Genomic DNA, 17,676 nt, shown 5'->3' on the forward strand with positions numbered 1-17,676 from the left:
TCAGGCACCTGCCTTGGTGAGGGTGGCGGGCGCTTCCTCGTTCTCGTGGAACTCGAGCTGGCGGCGTCGGTTGGGGATGAGGCCCTCGGGGCGGACGCGCATCAGCACGACGAGGACCAGGCCGAAGACGAAGAGCTGGTAGTCGCTCAGGAACTGCAGCTTCGCCGGGATGAGGAAGAGCAGGGCACCGCCGACGAGGGGGCCGCTGATCGTTCCCATGCCGCCGAGTACGACGGCGGCGAGCAGGAACGCCGAGTTCGGCGGCACGACGTGGGCGAACTGGTACTGCTCCGGGGTCACGGTGTACGTCACGTGCGCCTGGACGGCGCCGGCGAGGCCGGCGAGCGCGGCGCCGAGGGCGAAGGCGATGAGCTTGACGCGGAAGCCGTTGACGCCCATGGCCTCCGCGGCGGTCTCGTCCTCACGGATGGCGATCCAGGCGCGGCCGATGCGGGACTCCGCGCTGCGGCGGAAGACCACGACCACGACGAGGGTGACGAGGAGCATCAGGTAGAAGTAGTTGGCGAATCGGCCGATGGCGATGCCGCCGAGGCTGTGCTCGGCACCGAAGTCGAAGCCCCACATGTTGAGGTTCGGGATCGACGAGATGCCGTTGGAGCCGTTGGTGATGTCCGGTCCGGAGGTGCCGTCGAGGTTGAGTACGGTGATGCGGAAGATCTCACCGAAGCCGAGGGTGACGATCGCGAGGTAGTCGCCGCGCAGTCGCAGGGTCGGCGCGCCGATGAGCACGCCGAAGACCATGGACGCGCAGGCGCCGACGAGGATCGCCCACCCGAACGAGAGGTGCACGTCGAACGGCGAGGACGGCGATCCGGAGACCATGGCCGCGGCGTACGCACCGACACCGAGGAAGGCGACGTAACCGAGGTCGAGAAGTCCGGCGAGGCCGACGACGATGTTGAGGCCCAGGGCGACGGTGGCGAAGATCAGGATGTTCACGCCGATGGTCGCGTACTGGTCGTCGGACTGCGTGAGCGGGAACGCGGCGGCGGCGGCGAACGCTCCGGCCATCGTCACATTGCGGTGGCGCGCGGTGAGCGCCGATGCGCGGCTGATGAGCCCGGACTTGAAGAGCGCGCCGAAGCCGAAGCCCGCCGTGATCAGGAAGCCGACGAAGAGCTCGTCGTACTCGGTGGTGATGCCGTAGGTGAAGACGAGCAGCCCGAGTGCGAGTACTGCGGTGATGATGAGGATCTCGGCGTACGCCGGGAGCTTGGGAGTCGGGGAGGGCGTGCCCGAGGCGAAGGCCGCCTTGAACGTCGTCAAGCGGTTCCTGCCGCGGTGCCTGACCCGCTGCCAGGCGCTGTCCTCCGGGTCGCCGGGCTGGAGCGTCGGCCGCTCGAAGGGCAGTGCCAGTGCGCCGATGAGGGCGACGAGGCTGCCCACGGCCGCGACGTAGCCGCCCGGCTCGAGGTTGACGAGCCCGCCGAGCTGGGTGCTGATCGCGATGACCGTGTACCAGGCGGTGACGAACGCCGCGAGCGCGGACAGCTTGATCGCGGCGTCGGCGCCGGCCGGCACGAGCCAGCGGGTGCCCTTGACCCCGTACGAGGCGAGGCCGAACAGCGTGGTGAGCACACCGCCGACGAGGACGAGCCACTGCAGGCCGCCCGGGTAGCCGTAGACGGTCAGATTGCCGGGGAACGCGGCGGTCCATGTCCACGACATGAAGGCGGACAGGACGGTGAGGATGCCGCCTGCGGTGGCGGTGGCGCGTGCGATGTGCGGCGGCAGGGCGATGAGGCCGCTGGGTGCCTCGGACTTGTCGATGCGGGGGGTGTCCGCGGTGCTGGTCTGTGTCGTCATGGTGGTCACGCCCTGTCCGCGACGCGCTCACCCAGGAGGCCTTGGGGCCGGAAGAGGAGCACGAGGATGAGGAGTACGAACGCCCAGGCGTTGGCCCAGGACTGGCCGCCGAGCTGCTGCATGCCGGGGATTTCGCTGACGTAGGCGGCGGCCATGGTCTCGGCGACGCCGAGGACGAGTCCGCCGATCATGGCGCCGTAGATGTTGCCGATGCCGCCGAGGACGGCCGCGGTGAAGGCCTTGAGGCCGAGGAGGAAGCCCATGCGGAACTGGACTTCGCCGTACTTGAGGCCGTAGGCGACGGCTCCGATGGCGGCGAACGCGGCGCCGAGGGCGAAGGCGACCACGATGATGCGGTCGGTGTTGACGCCCATGAGCTTGGCGGTGTCGGGGTCCTGCGCGGTGGCCTGCATGCCGCGGCCGGTGCGGGTCTTCATCACGAAGTAGCCGAGGAAGGCCATCGAGATGGGGGCTGCGATCAGCAGGAAGATGTCACCCGTCTGGATGGTGACGTCTCCGAGGTGGAACGGCCCGCCGGGGATCTCCGGGAAGGTGCGGGAGGACTTGGCTCCGGGGTACCACGCCCATACGGCCTGCTGGAGGGCGAGGGAGAGCCCGATGGCGGTGATGAGTGGTGCGAGGCGTGGTCCTCCGCGCAGGGGCCGGTACGCGAAGCGTTCGGCTCCGACGGCGATGGTGGTGGCGACGATGATCGCGCCGATGATCATGAGTGGCAGGGCCAGCCACATGGTCGTGCCGCTGGGGAGGATCAGCCAGACCGTGAGAGCTCCGAAGCCTCCGGTCATGAAGATCTCGCCGTGGGCGAAGTTGATGAGCTGGACGATGCCGTAGACCATCGTGTAGCCAATGGCGACCAGCCCGTACATCGATCCGAGTAGCAGGCCGTTGACCAGCTGTTGCGGCAGTTCGTTCACCGCAGGTCCTCCGAAGTCTTTCGCCGGATGTGACACCGCGCGGGGCGCCTGTTGCGGCGCCCCGCGCGGCCAGAAATGTGTTGCGGTTGTTCAGCCGGTTCAGCCCGTGAAGGTACCGGACTTGACGGGGGCCCAGGCGCCCGCCTTGTACGTGTAGACGGTGAGCTGCTTGTTGGTGGCGTCGCCGTACTCGTCGAAGGAGACCTTGCCGGTCACACCGTCGAAGGAGACACCCTTCATGGCGTCGAGGACCTTGGTGCGGGCGTCCTCGGGCAGCTTGCCGCCGTTGTCGTCGACGGCCTTCTTCACGGCCTCGATGATCGCCCAGGCGGAGTCGTAGGAGTAGCCGCCGTAGGCCTCGTAGGCCTCCTTGTAACCGCCCTCCTTGTACTTCGCCACGAACTCCTTGGCGGACGGGAGGGTTTCGACCGGCGCGCCGACGGAGGTGGCGAGGTCGCCCTCACCCTCCTTGCCGGAGAGCTTGATGAAGTCGGCGCTGTAGATGCCGTCGCCGCCGACCAGCGGGATCTTGGCACCGGCCTTCTTGATCTGCTTGCTCAGCGGGCCGGCCGCCGGGTACTCGCCGCCGTAGTAGACGACGTCCGCACCAGAGGCCTTGATCTTGGTGACGACGGAGGAGAAGTCCTTCGTGTCCGGGTCCACGTGGTCCTCGCCGGCGACCGCGCCGCCCAGCTTGGTGAACTCGGCCTTGAAGGTGGCCGCGAGGCCGGCGCCGTAGGTCTTCTTGTCGTCGACGACGAAGACCTTCTTCTTCTTGGCGTCGTTGAACAGGTACTGCGCGGCGAACGGGCCCTGGATGGCGTCCGTGGTGGCCGTGCGGAAGTACGAGTTGTACACGCGCTTCTTCGTGCCGCCGTTCCACTCCGGCCCCTGCGTCAGGGCCGGGTTGGTGTTGGCGGGCGAGACCTGGACGAGCTTGGCGTCGTCGAAGACCTTCTGCATCGACTCGGCCACCGAGGAGTTCAGCGGGCCGACGACGCCGAGGACGCCCTTGTCGGCGACGAGCTTGGTGGCGTTCTGCTGGCCGGAGGAGGGCTGCGCCTGGTCGTCGAGGGCCTCGATCTTGAAGGTGACGCCCTTGACGTACTTCTTCTCGTTGGCCTGCTTGGCGGCGAGGTCGGCCGAGTTCTTGATGCCGAGTCCGAGCGCGGAGAGGTCGCCGGTCAGGGGCGCGTCGACACCGATGACCACGGTGGTGTCGCCACCGTCAGCGGTGCCGCCGCCGTTCTCGTCGCGCGAGCCACAGGCGGTGAGGGTGAGTGCCCCCGCGGCAAGCGCAGCGGTTATGGCTATGAGCGAACGTTGACGCACTGTCTGGTCCTTTCACCTGGCACGGCGTCTCCCTTTGGAGTGCCGAGTCGAGCGCTGGAGCCTCACTGACAAGGAATCCGGTGGCGCGGTGACTGGCCGTGACTCTAAGCGGGTAAATGGGAATTCAGCACGGGTCTGCCGAGGCTGTGACGCTCTTGTTATCCCGAACGGATTTGCGGGATGGGGTGCATGACTGTTCCATGCTTTTGGTCATGACGGCCGTGGTGGTTGCTCGCAGTAGTCGGTCACGGTCCGCCCCAGGTCCCGTGCGTAGCGGTCGCCCAGGATGAAACTCTGGTCCTGTTTTGCGCGGGCATTACGCAGCGTTACATCGAGGAAAGCCATGCCGGCATTCCTAGGCGCTTTTCCGCAGTCGTCCACGTTGAGCACGATATCCACACTGCGGGCAGACCCGGATTTCACCGTAAAGGGAGGATTCGGGTCCGTCGTGAGCCGCAGGGCTGCCGAAGGCTGCCGGATGTTCTCGACCGTGACGGGCGTGCCCGCGCCGACGGTGATCCGGACGGAGAAGCGCAGCGCACCCTCAGGGCGGTCGGGGGCCGGGGCGGCGCGCCCGTACGACACGGAGACCGCTTGTGCAGGCCAGGGGCCGGGATCGGGGCGGGGCCGGGTGACGTAGAGGTGGACGGAGCCGGCGGCGACTGCGATGACGAGCAGGACGGTGAGGAGCGTGCGGCGGCGACGTGGGGGGAGTGCCCCCCATGGTCCGGCCGGTCCGCGGCGGGGCGACGGCCCGGGGGCCTCCGCGACGTACGTGTACTCGCCGGGCTCCACGGGGCCGACGCCGGTCATTGCCACGGCCCGCCGGTCGGTACACCGTTGCGGTAACGCTCCGTACAGCGCTCCTCGGCCTGACGGTCGATCAACTCACGGGCGGAGGCGGGGCCGTTGCGCTGCTTGGCGGCGCGGGCGGCGTCCAGCGTCGCGCGCAGGATCTCGTACTGGGCGTTGGACAAGCCTATCGACTGGTAGTCGCCGTAGCCGCTGTCGTCGTCGAGGAGCTCGTGCCCCCACTTGGTGATGAGGGCCGTGCACAGTTCCTGGGGCGAGGTGGTGTGCGGCGAAGGGGTGGTGCGCCTGCCGTCGGGCGCTCCGCTGTCGGACCCTCCGGCCGAGCAGGCTGCCGCACCCACGAGAACACCGGCGGCCAGGGCCGCGCCGACGGCGGCCCTGGCCGGGCGGTACGCCTTGTGCCTCATGAGGGAACGCTAGGACCTTGCCCGCGGGAGCACAACATCCCGTTCCCGCAAGGGTTTCAGGGCAGCGCGACGAAAGGGGAGAGGAAGGCGCGGGCGCCGGGGGTGTCGAGCCGGTACGTCACGTTCGTGGCGTAGCAGGGGGTGTCTCCGGTGATCGTGGTGGCGACAAGGGTGCGCTTGCCCGCCAGCGTGGCGAAGTTCGGGCCGCCGGAGTCCCCGTAGCAGGCGCCACCGTTGCCCTGCGGGGCGGTCATGGCCAGCCGCAGCCAGGCGTCGTTGAGCGCGTTGTAGGTGACCGGGGCCTTCATCCGGACTCCGCCGCCGGGGTGGGTGTGCCCGCCGGGGCCGCGCTGGGCCTCCTGGGTGCCGTATCCGGCGACGAGGAACGACGTGTCGTCGAGACCCTGCGGGCCGAGCGCCGCGAGGGCCCCTGCCTTGGGGAGCGCGGCCGGGGTGAAGGACCAGCGGGCCTTGACCTTGGCCGCGGGCAGTTCGATCACCGAGATGTCGTGCGTGTCGGATGCGGGCCCCGGGTAGGCCGGGTGGCTGTGCGCGGTGCCCTGGACGGCGACGGCGTTCGCGACGGCGGCGGGGTCGCCCGGGTGCTCGGCGGCGGCCTTGTCGAGTCCGGACTGCACGTCCTGGTCGAGGGAGACGTAGAACTTCACGTTCGCCGGCCAGTCGGTGGTGCAGTGCGCGGCGGTCAGGAACGTGTTCGTGTCGACCATCGTGCCGGAGCAGACCCAGTCGACGCGGTCGGGGGTGGCCGGATCGCCGTCGTTGTCCCAGGTGGCGACCAGGGCGCCCACTTCGGTGCGCTCGGGCGCGGGCGTGGCGTTGTACGAGTTGATGGCCGCGGACGGGATCGCGGTGGCGAGGACGGCGGCGCAGGCGGCCGCGGTGGCGGCGGTGAGCGCGGTGGTGCGTACGGCGGTCAAGAAGAACCCCTCTGCGTGTGGTGGGGACGGGACCTCCTGTGGGGAGAGCGACAGTGAAGCGGTGAACGGCGGGTGGGGCAAGAGGGCACGGGGTCGCAGGTGTTGGCGGTGTCGCGGTCTGGTGCGGCTGGTGCACGAGCGGTGGAATGTGTCCGCGCTTCCCGCGTGATCGTCACTCATCCCGTCCCTGGAGGCAGGCACGATGGCGAGACCCACCCGAATACGTAGGGCCTGGACATTCCGCTATGTCCGTAGCATTCGGACCTGGGGGACAGCGGCTCTTGCCGCTTCCCTGCTGACGGCGCTCCCCGCGCCCGCCGCTCAGGCGGGGGCCCCGTCGCTGAGCATCGTCGGCAACGAGACCCGGCCGGTCTTCTCCCGGGCCGACGCGATTTATCAACAGGTCGACATCGAGACCGAGGTGGACAGCGACGGCGACGGCCGGCGCGACACCGTACGGATGCGGATCCTGCGGCCGAAGGAGACGGACTCCGGGCTGAAGGTCGCCACGATCGTCGAGGCGAGCCCCTACTGGGCGGGCGGCAACGATGTGCAGAACCACAACGTGGACGTGGACGAGGACGGCCTCCCGGCGGGCAGGCGGCTCGCGCCGAGCGAACGGGTCCCGGGGCTCGTGGGTCCGTACGCGCAGTCCGGCGCTTCCCCGCAGTCCGGCCCGTACGCACAGTCCGGCCCCTCGGTCACCTGGTCCGGCTACACGGACAACTACTTTCTGCCGCGCGGCTACGCGGTCGCGCAGGTCGACAGCCTCGGCACCGGCGGCTCGACCGGCTGCCCGACCTCCGGCGGACGCAACGAAACCCTCGGCGCGAAGGCCGCCGTCGACTGGCTGAACGGCCGTGCCAGGGGCTGGGCCCCGGACGGCAGTCCGGTCGGCGCCGCCTGGGCGACCGGGAACACCGCGATGATGGGGATCTCGTACAACGGCACGCTGCCGACCGCCGTCGCGACCACCGGCGTCGAGGGACTCAAGGCGATCGTGCCGATTTCCGGGATCTCGTCCTGGTACGACTACTACCGCGCCGGTGGCGGGGTCGTGGCGCCCGGCGGCTACCAGGGCGAGGACACCGACGTCCTCGCCAAGTACGTCCACACGCGCGCCGACCGGGAGATCTGCCAGCCCGTGATCGACCGGCTGACCGCCGAACAGGACCGGGTGACCGGCGACTTCACCCGCTTCTGGAAGGAGCGGGACTATCTCCGGGACGTCCCGAAGATCAAGGCCGGCGTCTTCGTCGTGCACGGCGGCAACGACTGGAACGTGAAGACCCAGCACTTCGGACAGCTCTGGGAGGCCCTGAAGAAGCACGACGTCCCGCGGAAGCTGTGGCTGCACCAGGCCGGCCACGTCAATCCGATGCCGCTGCGCATGGAGGAGTGGCTGCACCAGCTGCACCAGTGGTTCGACCACTGGCTGTACGGGCTGGACAACGGCGCCCTCACCGCTCCGCGCGTCGATGTCGAGCAGGCGGACTTCAGCTGGCGGCAGCAGCCGGAATGGCCCGCACGCTCCACCCGCGACCTCACCCTGCGGCTGAACGCCGACAGGCTCTCGCCGCTCCCGGGCCTGCCGGTGCGGCAGACGATGACCGACGCGGGCCGTACAGTGCCTGCCGAGGAGCTGGTCGCCGCCCCTGACACGGCCCGCCCGGACCGGCTCGCGTACACGACAGGGCCCCTCCCGGCCGACCTGCGTCTGAACGGTGTGCCGGAGGTGTCGGTGCGGGCCTCGCTCGCCGGATCGTCACCGTACGTGACCGCGCTGCTGGTCGACTACGGCACCGACACACGCGCGACCGCCGGGACCGTCGCGGACACCTCGCAGCTCGTCTGCTACGGCGAAGGGATCCCCGGTGACACCGGCTGCACCTACCGGACGCGGCACCGGACCGAGACCACCGACTTCAAGATCGTGTCGCGCGGCTGGCTGGACGTCAGGAACCGGCACTCCATGGAGCGCCAGAGCCACGTCGTCGAGGGCCGCGAGTATCCCCTGGAGTGGGGCATGCAGCCACAGGACCACGTCTTCAAGAAGGGGCACCGGCTGGGCGTGGTGCTGATCTCCACCGACTACGACTACACCCTCCGGTACCCGGCAGGCACCCAGCTGTCCGTCCGGGCCGGGCTCAGCAGTGTCACGCTGCCGGTCCACCGGTGACGCTGTCCGTCGGGCGGTAGCGCCGGAGGACCCGGGGAGGGCACTCGGCCCCTCCCCGGGTCCTTCTCACGCGCGCTGTGGAGGCCGGTGTGGGCGAGGGTTCCGGGGCAGGTCAGACCAGGTCGCGCCCCCGCTCCTCGTCGCTCGGGTTCACGTCCCGCAGCAGGCAGGTCAGGCGGGCCGTGCAGACCCGCTTGTCCCGCTCGTCGGTGATCACGATCTCGTACGTGGCGGTCGAGCGTCCCCGGTGCACCGGGGTGGCCACTCCGGTGACCAGGCCGGAGCGGACACCCCGGTGGTGGGTGCAGTTCAGGTCCACACCGACCGCGATCTTGGAGACTCCGCCGTGCAGCATCGAGCCGACCGAGCCGAGCGTCTCGGCGAGGACCGCGGAGGCGCCACCGTGCAGCAGTCCGTAGGGCTGGGTGTTGCCCTCGACGGGCATGGTGCCCACGACCCGGTCCGCCGAGGCCTCGACGATCTGCACGCCCATCCGGTTGCCGAGATGCCCGGCGGAGAACAGCGCGGGCAGGTCGACGCCGAGCTCGGCGTACTCGTCGATGACCTCTTGCGGGAACTTCACGGTGGTCTGCTCGCCCATGGGCCCGGCTCCGTTCGTGTGCGTACGTCTTCGTACGTCGGTGCGTCCTCAGCTGCTGCCTGAGCAAACGCTCAGTCGGCCGGTGATTGTTCCAGACGCACGATCACGGACTTGCTGGCGGGGGTGTTACTGGTGTCCGCGGTGGCGTCCAGCGGCACCAGCACATTCGTCTCCGGGTAGTAGGCGGCGGCGCAGCCCCGCGCGGTCGGGTAGTGCACGACCCGGAAGCCGGGCGCCCGGCGCTCCACGCCGTCCTTCCACTCGCTCACCAGATCCGTGTACGAACCGTCCGCGAGGCCCAGCTCGGCGGCGTCCTGCGGGTTGACGAGGACGACGCGGCGGCCGCCCTTGATGCCGCGGTAGCGGTCGTCGAGCCCGTAGATCGTGGTGTTGTACTGGTCGTGGGAGCGCAGGGTCTGCAGCAGCAGCCGGCCCTGCGGGACCCGGGGGTACTCGACGGGGGCCGCCGTGAAGTTGGCCCTGCCGGTGGCGGTGGGGAAGCGGCGCTCGTCGCGCGGGGCGTGCGGCAGCGTGAAACCGCCCGGGCGCGCGATCTTCGCGTTGAAGTCCTCGAAGCCGGGGACGACCCGGGAGATCCGGTCGCGGATCGTCGCGTAGTCCTTCTCGAAGTCCTCCCAGGGCGTCCCCGACCGCGCGCCGAGGACGGCACGCGCCATGCGCGCCACGATCGCCGGCTCGGAGAGCAGATGCGGGCTCGCGGGCGGCAGGTTGCCGCGTGAGGCATGGACCATGCCCATCGAGTCCTCGACGGTCACGAACTGCGCTGTGCCTTTCCCACCGAGAGTGCTCTTCTGCATGTCCTTGTCGGTGCGGCCGAGCGTGGGCAGGATCAGCGCGCGCGTGCCCGTGACGACGTGCGAGCGGTTGAGCTTCGTCGACACGTGCACGGTCAGACGGGCGCGGCGCATGGCCGCCTCGGTGACCTCCGTGTCCGGGCCGGCACCGATGAAATTGCCGCCCATGGCGAAGAACACCTTGGCCTCGCCGTCGCGCAGCGCCCGGATGGACCGGACGACGTCGAGGCCGTGGTGGCGCGGCGGCGTGAAGCCGAACTCCCGCTCCAGGGCGTCCAGGAAGGCCGGCGCGGGCCGCTCGAAGATGCCCATGGTGCGGTCGCCCTGCACATTGGAGTGCCCCCGCACCGGGCACACCCCGGCGCCTGGGCGGCCGATGTTGCCGCGCAGCAGCAGGAAGTTGACGACCTCCCTGATGGTCGGGACGGCGTGCTTGTGCTGGGTCAGGCCCATCGCCCAGCAGACGATCGTGCGCTTCGAGTCCAGGACCATGCGCAGGGCCCGCTCGATGTCCGCCCGGTCCAGTCCGGTCGCGGCGAGCGTCTCGTCCCAGTCGGCCGCCCGCGCTGCGGCGGCGAACTCCTCGTAGCCGTGCGTGTGGTCCCGTACGAAGTCCTCGTCGACCGCGCCGTCGCCCGCGCCGGAGGCGCTGTCGGACGCTTCGAGGATCAGCTTGTTGAGGAGGCGGAAGAGGGCCTGGTCGCCGCCGATGCGGATCTGGAGGAAGAGATCGGTGAGGGAGACGCCCTTGAGCATGCCCTGCGGGGTCTGCGGGTTCCTGAACTTCTCCAGGCCGGCCTCGGGCAGCGGATTCACCGAGATGATCTTTGCGCCGGAGAGCTTGGCCTTCTCCAGCGCGGACAGCATCCGGGGGTGGTTGGTGCCGGGGTTCTGCCCGGCCACGATGATCAGGTCCGCCTGGTGAAGATCCTCCAGGGAGACACTGCCCTTGCCGACGCCGAGGGTCTCGGTGAGCGCCGAGCCCGAGGACTCATGGCACATGTTCGAGCAGTCCGGAAGGTTGTTGGTGCCGAACTCGCGGGCGAAGAGCTGCAGCAGGAACGCCGCCTCGTTGCTCGTCCGTCCCGACGTGTAGAAGACGGCCTCGTCGGGGGAGTCGAGCGCCTGGAGCTCCTCCGCGATGATCGCGAAGGCCCGCTCCCAGGTCACCGCCTCGTACCGCTCGGCACCCTCCGCCGACGCCCTCTCCAGAAGCATGGGCTGTGTGATGCGGCCCTGCTGACCCAGCCAGTACCCACTGCGGGCCGCGAGATCGGAGACCGGGTGCGCGGCGAAGAAGTCGGGCGTGACCCGGCGCAGCGTCGCCTCCTCGGCGACCGCCTTCGCGCCGTTCTCGCAGAACTCCGCCACATGCCGCTTGTCGCCCTCGGGCCAGGCGCAGCCCGGGCAGTCGAATCCGTCCTTCTGGTTCACCTTGAGGAGGGTCTGTGCGGTGCGCCGCACGCCCATCTGCTGCTGGGCGATCTTCAGCGTGTGCCCGATCGCGGGGAGGCCGGCCGCGGCACGCCGGGGCGCCTCGACCTGCGGCGCGTCCTGGACCGGGTCACCTGCGGGCGGCTTGCTGGGCATCGTGCTCCTCTTCGAGCGCGGGATCGGTGTGTCTTGTCCCGATCCTGTCACGCGCCATCGACAGCGCCGGGGCCCCGGCTGCCGTGGACGGGGTTGTCGGTGGTCCGTGGCAGGATCGGGGGCGTGGCTGAGACAGCATCGAAGAAGACCCCAGACGAAACCCGTCCGCGCCTGCTCCTCATGGACGGGCATTCTCTGGCGTACCGGGCGTTCTTCGCGCTGCCCGCGGAGAATTTCACGACCGCGAGCGGCCAGACGACCAACGCCATCTACGGCTTCGCGTCGATGCTGGCGAACACGCTGCGCGACGAGGCGCCCACGCATTTCGCCGTGGCCTTCGACGTGTCCCGCAAGACCTGGCGCTCCCAGGACTTCCCGGAGTACAAGGCGAACCGCTCCGCGACGCCCGACGAGTTCAAGGGCCAGGTCGAGCTGATCGGCGAGCTCCTGGACAGCATGAACGCGGTGCGGTTCGCGGTGGACGGCTTCGAGGCCGACGACATCATCGCCACCCTTGCCACCCAGGCCGAGGCCGCCGGCTTCGAGGTGCTGATCGTCACCGGCGACCGCGACTCCTTCCAGCTGGTGTCCGACCATGTGACCGTGCTGTACCCGACGAAGGGCGTCTCCGAGCTGACGCGCTTCACGCCGGAGAAGGTCCAGGAGAAGTACGGACTGACCCCGCAGCAGTACCCGGACTTCGCGGCCCTGCGCGGCGACCCGTCGGACAACCTGCCGGGCATCCCCGGCGTGGGTGAGAAGACCGCCACGAAGTGGATCAACCAGTTCGGTTCGTTCGCGGAGCTGGTCGAGCGCGCCGACGAGGTCAAGGGCAAGGTCGGACAGTCCCTGCGCGACCACCTGGAGTCCGTCAAGCTCAACCGCCACCTCACGGAGCTGGTGCGCGACGTCGAGCTGCCCAGGTCCGTCCCGGACCTGGAGCGGCAGCCGTACGACAGGACCGCGCTGAAGGGCTTCCTCGAGGTCCTGGAGATCCGCAACCCGAGCCTGCGGGACCGGCTGCTCGCGGTCGACCCGGGCGCCGAGGAGGACGAGGCCCCGGCGCCGGAGGCCGGAGTCGAGCTGGACGGCACCGTGCTCGGCGCCGGCGAGCTGGCCCCCTGGCTGGAGCGGCACGGCGGGCAGCCGCTCGGCGTGGCCACCGTCGCCGCCTGGGCGCTGGGCGTCGGCAGCGTCAGCGAGATCGCGCTGGCGGCCGCGGACGGGAGCGCCGCCTGGTTCGACACGACCCAGCTCGACGAGTCCGACGAGCGGGCCTTCGCCGCCTGGATCTCCGACCCGGACCGGCCCAAGGTCATGCACAACGCCAAGGACGCGCTGCGGGTCTTCCCCGAGCACGGCTGGGACATCGCGGGCATCACGATGGACACCGCGCTCGCCGCGTATCTGATCAAGCCGGGCCGCCGTTCCTTCGCGCTCGACGCCCTCTCCGTGGAGTACCTCCACCGCGAACTGGCCCCCGCCGCCGCCGACGGGCAACTGGCCTTCGGCACCGACGAGCAGGCCGAGGCCGACGCCCTGATGGCCCAGGCCCGTGCGGTCCTCGACCTGGGTGAGGCGTTCCGCGCCCGCCTCGAGGAGGTCGGCGCGGTCGAGCTGCTGCACGACGTGGAGCTGCCCACCTCGCTGCTGCTGGCCCGGATGGAGCGGCACGGCATCGCCGCCGACCGCGCCCATCTGGAGGCGATGGAGCAGCAGTTCGCGGGTGCGGTGCAGCAGGCCGTGAAGGAGGCGCACGCCTCGGTGGGCCATGAGTTCAACCTCGGCTCGCCCAAGCAGCTCCAGGAGGTCTTCTTCGGCGAGCTGAACCTCCCCAAGACGAAGAAGACCAAGACCGGCTACACGACGGACGCGGACGCGCTGGCCTGGCTCGCCGGCCAGACCGACCACGAGCTGCCGGTGGTCATGCTGCGCCACCGTGAGCAGGCCCGGCTGCGCTCCACCGTCGAGGGCCTGATCAAGACGATCGCGGCGGACGGCAGGATCCATACGACCTTCAGCCAGACCGTCGCGGCGACCGGCCGCCTGTCGTCGACCGATCCCAATCTGCAGAACGTGCCGGTGCGCACGGACGAGGGGCGGGCGATCCGGCGCGGGTTCGTGGTCGGCGAGGGCTTCGACGCCCTGATGACCGCCGACTACAGCCAGATCGAGCTGCGCGTCATGGCCCATCTGTCCGAGGACGAGGGTCTGATCGAGGCGTTCACCTCAGGTGAGGACCTGCACACGACGGTGGCCTCCCAGGTCTTCGGCGTCGGGCGGTCCGCGGTCGACGCGGAGATGCGCCGCAAGATCAAGGCCATGTCCTACGGACTGGCGTACGGCCTGTCGGCCTTCGGCCTCAGCCAGCAGCTGAACATCGAGGCGGCCGAGGCACGAGCGCTGATGGACACCTACTTCGAGCGCTTCGGCGGGGTCCGTGACTATCTGCGGCGCGTCGTGGACGAGGCACGGGCGACGGGTTACACCGCGACGATGCTCGGCCGCCGCCGCTACCTGCCGGATCTGAACAGCGACAACCGCCAGCGCCGCGAGGCCGCCGAGCGCATGGCGCTCAACGCGCCGATCCAGGGCACCGCCGCGGACATCGTCAAGGTCGCGATGCTGCGCGTCGACGGCGCCCTGCGGACGGCCGGGCTCACCTCCCGGATGCTGCTCCAGGTCCACGACGAAATCGTGCTGGAGCTCGCGCCGGGCGAGCGGGCGCAGGCCGAGGAGATCGTGCGTCACGAGATGTCGACGGCGGTCGAGTTGAGGGCGCCGCTGGATGTGTCGGTGGGCGTGGGCCCGGACTGGGAGTCCGCGGCGCACTGATTGCGTGACGGGGGGCGTCAGCCCCCCGTCTGCCCGGTGGGCGCCTCCGCGGTGCCTGTGCTGTGGGGTGCCTGTGCTGGTGGGGCGCGGGCGCCCTCCCCGCAAGCCGCAGGGGCGGTCCTCAGAGGACGCCCGCGCGGTCGGCTTCCGGGGCCGGGGTGGTGCGGCGGCGGGTGCGGACGCGGGTGGTCGTCCCGTACAGCACCAGCCCCACGGCAAGCCCCGCACCCGCGCCGAAGCACGCGGTCGGGATGATGTCGAGGGGCGTCTCGATGCGCCCCCAGTACTGGTACCAGCGCACGCAGCGGTGGGTGATCCCCGCGAGCATGCACACCGCCAGCACCGCCATGGCCGCCCGCCGCTCCCCGCGCCCGAGCACCGGCACCGACGCGGGCGGCCGCGGCGTCGTCACCGGCAGCCGCCGAAGCGCCGAGGCCGTGAACCAGACCATGCCGACGAGTCCCAGCGCGGAACTGCCGTACTGCGTGTAGGTGTAGAGCGGGAAGCCGGCCACGACCTCGCCGAGCACCGGCAGCATCCGCACGCCCCAGCGGCCGACGTGGGTGAAGGCGTCCCACACCACATGCGTCGTCGCGCCGAGTACGGCGGACACGTAGAACCAGAGCGCCGCCGACGTCCATGGCCGCTCCCGCCAGGCCCGACCCCGCAGCAGCGTGTGCACCCGCCCCTGCCATCCGCGCGGGAGCAGTGCCACCAGCGGGTCGCGGATCGTGAGCCAGAGGCCCACCAGCACTGCGGTGATGGCGACATCGGCCGTCAGGACGCCCACCGGCCCGTGCGTCACGCTCCCGAACTCCATGGCGCCAGGCACGACACTTGCCGCGAAATACGTCATGTCCGGCGAGAAAGACCCCGCGACGAGTGCCGAGGCGAACAGCGGTCCACGGGCCGTGCCGTTCCTGCGGATTCCTGGCAGCACCGCCGCGGCATGGCTGAGCGTGAACGGCATGATGGGTCCCCCGTGTGCGACCGGCCTCGAACAACGGCGCCCAGTATGCGCGATGCGGGCCGTCCGCCATGCGAACGGGCTGTTCCGCAGGCCGTTCGCCGCACGCCGGATGGCCGGTCGGTGAACAACTCGCAAGAGCGGCCGGGGGGCCGGTGTTATGGGGCCCGTGGTTGCCGTAGTGTCACCCGGGACAATGCGCGGGGAGCGCTAACGGCCGTCCACGGGGAGGGAACAGACGTATGGCAGCGCAATTCGGCCGCCGGCTGCGCAAGGGGGCGACCAGCACCGCAGTGGCCGCGGCCGCGGTGGCCGCGCTCTCCGCGTCACAGGCGCCCGGCGTCACGTCCGCCACCGCGGGAGGCGGCGGCAACGCCGCCGGGTCGACCGCCCCGCCGGAGAGCTCGGCCACCGGCAACTCCCCGTACTACACCGACCTGCCCCCGCTCAACACGTCGAACCGGCCAGGGAATTCCGACAACCTGCCCGTCGTGACAGGTTCGGCGGAAGCGGGCATACCGGCCACGGTCCTGGCCGCGTACAAGCAGGCCGAGACGGCCCTTGCGGCCTCCGACCCCGCCTGCCGCCTCCCCTGGCAGCTGCTCGCCGCCATCGGCAAGGTCGAGTCCGGCCAGGCGCGCGGCGGGCGCGTCGACGCCAACGGCACGACGACGTCCCCGATCCTCGGCCCGGTCCTCAACGGCGTCGGCTTCGCCAACATCTCCGACACCGACGACGGCGCGTACGACGGCGACCGCACCCACGACAGGGCGGTCGGGCCGATGCAGTTCATCCCGTCCACCTGGGAGACGTGGGGGCAGGACGCCAACAACGACGGCCGCAGGGACCCGAACAACATCTACGACGCGGCCCTCGCGGCCGGCAAGTACCTGTGCGCCGGCGGCCGTGACCTGTCCCGGCAGGCCGATCTGGACCGGGCGATCCTGAGCTACAACCACTCGCGGGAGTACCTGCGGACGGTGCTGTCGTGGTTCGAGTACTACAAGCGCGGCACCCACCAGATCCCGGACGGCACGGGCACCGTGCCCGACGACCGCAGCGACGGCGCCACTCCGGCGAGCCCCACGCCGACCGCCCCTGTCACGCCCGGCCCCACGAGCCCCAGCCCCAGCCCCAGTCCCACGCAGCCCGGCGGCACGCCCACTCCGACGCCGCCCCCCACGACCACTCCGCCGCCGTCGACGCCCGGCACGCCGACGCCGACGCCGCCTGCGACGCCCACCGTGGGTGTCGCGCGCATCGAGGACGCGGGCAGTGGGCCGCTCACCGCCTTCGCGGGCACGGAGTTCGCCGAGCGCATCAAGGTCCGTGCCGAGAACCGCGTCGGCGGCGGTGTCGCCAAGACGGTGCTCGCCTTCGAGATCGTCGGTGACACCGACGCCCGCTTCGCCGACGGCAGCACCAAGGCCGTCGTCACCACCGGAGCCGACGGAAGGGCCGCCGCGCCGGCCCTGCGCGCGGGCGAGAAGACCGGCGGCTTCACGGTCCGGGTCACCGTCCCCGGCCGCAGCCTGCCCGGACTCGACTACACCGCGAGCGTCACCCCCCGCCAGGCCGACGCGCTGGCCAGGACCGGCGACAAGGAGCTGACGGCCGCGCCCGGCACCGAGTTCGCCGACGCGGTCGAGGTCACGGCGACGTTCAAGGGCGCCCCGGCCACGGGCGTCGCCGTCACCGCCACCCTGATCACCGCCGCCGAGGACCCGGCCGAGAACACCAAGGGCCCGTACTTCAAGAACGCGGAGGGCAACCCCGTCCGCACCCTGACCGACCTGAAGACCGACGCGAACGGTGCTCTCGTCCTCCCGAAGCTCTACGCCGACGAGCAGACCGGCACCTTCCTGCTCCGCCTCACCACCCCGGGCGACGGCTCCCTCACCCTCGCGCTGAAGGTCGCGACCCCGCCGGCCACCTAGGAAGGCGAGCCCCGCGAGCCCGCCCGGCACCGTCCGGCGTGCCCGCGGGGTCGGGAGCTGTGTCCGATGTGCGGCTCCGGCGCCTGGGTCCGCCGCGGACCGCGGTCGTCGGCCGGGAGCGGTAGGGGCGGCCTGCGGAGAGCGACGCCGGGGCGGAACCGAGGGCCCCCAAGGAGGCGTGCGCGGCGATGCGGAGCCCCGGCGCCCGGGCGGAACCGCGGGCGCCGGGGCGAGCGGGTGGCGGTAGGGAACCGTGCGCAGGGTGCGGTGCAACGTGTTCTCATCTCGCGGCCGCGTTGCTACGGTGCCCCCGCCCCGACGTCCTGACGACGTATCAGATCCGCATCCCCGGGAGGCCGACCTTGCGCGCCCTCGTCGCCGCCGCCATCGGGCTGGCCCCGGTGCTCCTCATCATGCTGCTCATCGCGGTCCTCGACGTACCGCCCGGGGAGACCTCCCCCAAGCCGCTCTACACCACCGTCCCCGGCCCCAAGAACTAG

13 protein-coding genes are annotated in these 17,676 nt (G+C 70.7%); 4 read left to right on the forward strand and 9 right to left on the reverse strand.

Features of this window, described 5'->3' with window-relative positions; translation table 11 throughout:
• From ACWCP0_RS05475 to ACWCP0_RS05500, 6 genes are all read right to left on the reverse strand, one after another.
• Positions 1 to 1,836, reverse strand: coding sequence for a branched-chain amino acid ABC transporter permease (locus tag ACWCP0_RS05475; RefSeq protein ID WP_451077553.1), 1,836 nt, complete (start codon positions 1,834 to 1,836; stop codon positions 1 to 3).
• Positions 1,833 to 2,762 (reverse strand): branched-chain amino acid ABC transporter permease, encoded by a 930-nt coding sequence (locus tag ACWCP0_RS05480; protein ID WP_451077554.1) that lies wholly within the window; start codon positions 2,760 to 2,762, stop codon positions 1,833 to 1,835. The genes ACWCP0_RS05475 and ACWCP0_RS05480 overlap by 4 nt, the downstream gene beginning before the upstream one ends.
• A gap of 99 nt (positions 2,763 to 2,861) precedes the next feature.
• Positions 2,862 to 4,094 (reverse strand): branched-chain amino acid ABC transporter substrate-binding protein, encoded by a 1,233-nt coding sequence (locus tag ACWCP0_RS05485; RefSeq protein ID WP_451077555.1) that lies wholly within the window; start codon positions 4,092 to 4,094, stop codon positions 2,862 to 2,864.
• Positions 4,095 to 4,304: 210 nt separating this feature from the next.
• Positions 4,305 to 4,679: a hypothetical protein gene (locus ACWCP0_RS05490; protein ID WP_451077556.1), complete on the reverse strand. Its 375-nt coding sequence runs from the start codon at positions 4,677 to 4,679 to the stop codon at positions 4,305 to 4,307.
• A 224-nt stretch (positions 4,680 to 4,903) separates the two neighbouring features.
• Positions 4,904 to 5,314 (reverse strand): hypothetical protein, encoded by a 411-nt coding sequence (locus ACWCP0_RS05495; RefSeq protein WP_451077557.1) that lies wholly within the window; start codon positions 5,312 to 5,314, stop codon positions 4,904 to 4,906.
• A gap of 56 nt (positions 5,315 to 5,370) precedes the next feature.
• Entirely contained in the window at positions 5,371 to 6,252 is an 882-nt protein-coding gene (locus ACWCP0_RS05500; RefSeq protein WP_451077558.1) for a trypsin-like serine protease, read from the reverse strand.
• Between the two features lie 202 nt (positions 6,253 to 6,454).
• On the opposite strand from ACWCP0_RS05500, the gene ACWCP0_RS05505 reads away from it, so the two are divergent.
• A complete protein-coding gene (locus ACWCP0_RS05505) occupies positions 6,455 to 8,431 on the forward strand; it encodes a Xaa-Pro dipeptidyl-peptidase (protein ID WP_451077559.1) in 1,977 nt (658 codons plus the stop codon).
• Between the two features lie 112 nt (positions 8,432 to 8,543).
• Here the strand turns inward: ACWCP0_RS05505 and ACWCP0_RS05510 are convergent, their stop codons facing one another.
• Both ACWCP0_RS05510 and ACWCP0_RS05515 read right to left on the reverse strand, forming a co-directional pair.
• Entirely contained in the window at positions 8,544 to 9,032 is a 489-nt protein-coding gene (locus ACWCP0_RS05510; protein ID WP_451077560.1) for a PaaI family thioesterase, read from the reverse strand.
• 71 nt (positions 9,033 to 9,103) lie between these two features.
• Positions 9,104 to 11,437: an FdhF/YdeP family oxidoreductase gene (locus ACWCP0_RS05515; RefSeq protein WP_451077561.1), complete on the reverse strand. Its 2,334-nt coding sequence runs from the start codon at positions 11,435 to 11,437 to the stop codon at positions 9,104 to 9,106.
• Positions 11,438 to 11,617: 180 nt separating this feature from the next.
• Between ACWCP0_RS05515 and polA the strand changes: the two genes are divergently transcribed.
• Positions 11,618 to 14,272 (forward strand): DNA polymerase I, encoded by a 2,655-nt coding sequence (polA, locus tag ACWCP0_RS05520; protein WP_451077745.1) that lies wholly within the window; start codon positions 11,618 to 11,620, stop codon positions 14,270 to 14,272.
• Positions 14,273 to 14,393: 121 nt separating this feature from the next.
• Here polA and ACWCP0_RS05525 read toward each other — a convergent pair whose 3' ends face one another.
• Positions 14,394 to 15,242, reverse strand: coding sequence for a DUF4184 family protein (locus ACWCP0_RS05525; protein WP_451077562.1), 849 nt, complete (start codon positions 15,240 to 15,242; stop codon positions 14,394 to 14,396).
• Between the two features lie 239 nt (positions 15,243 to 15,481).
• On the opposite strand from ACWCP0_RS05525, the gene ACWCP0_RS05530 reads away from it, so the two are divergent.
• Entirely contained in the window at positions 15,482 to 17,176 is a 1,695-nt protein-coding gene (locus ACWCP0_RS05530; protein ID WP_451077563.1) for a lytic murein transglycosylase, read from the forward strand.
• Positions 17,177 to 17,538: 362 nt separating this feature from the next.
• Positions 17,539 to 17,676: an SPW_0924 family protein gene (locus tag ACWCP0_RS05535; RefSeq protein WP_451077564.1), complete on the forward strand. Its 138-nt coding sequence runs from the start codon at positions 17,539 to 17,541 to the stop codon at positions 17,674 to 17,676.

Source organism: Streptomyces sp. NPDC001970 (assembly GCF_053594115.1).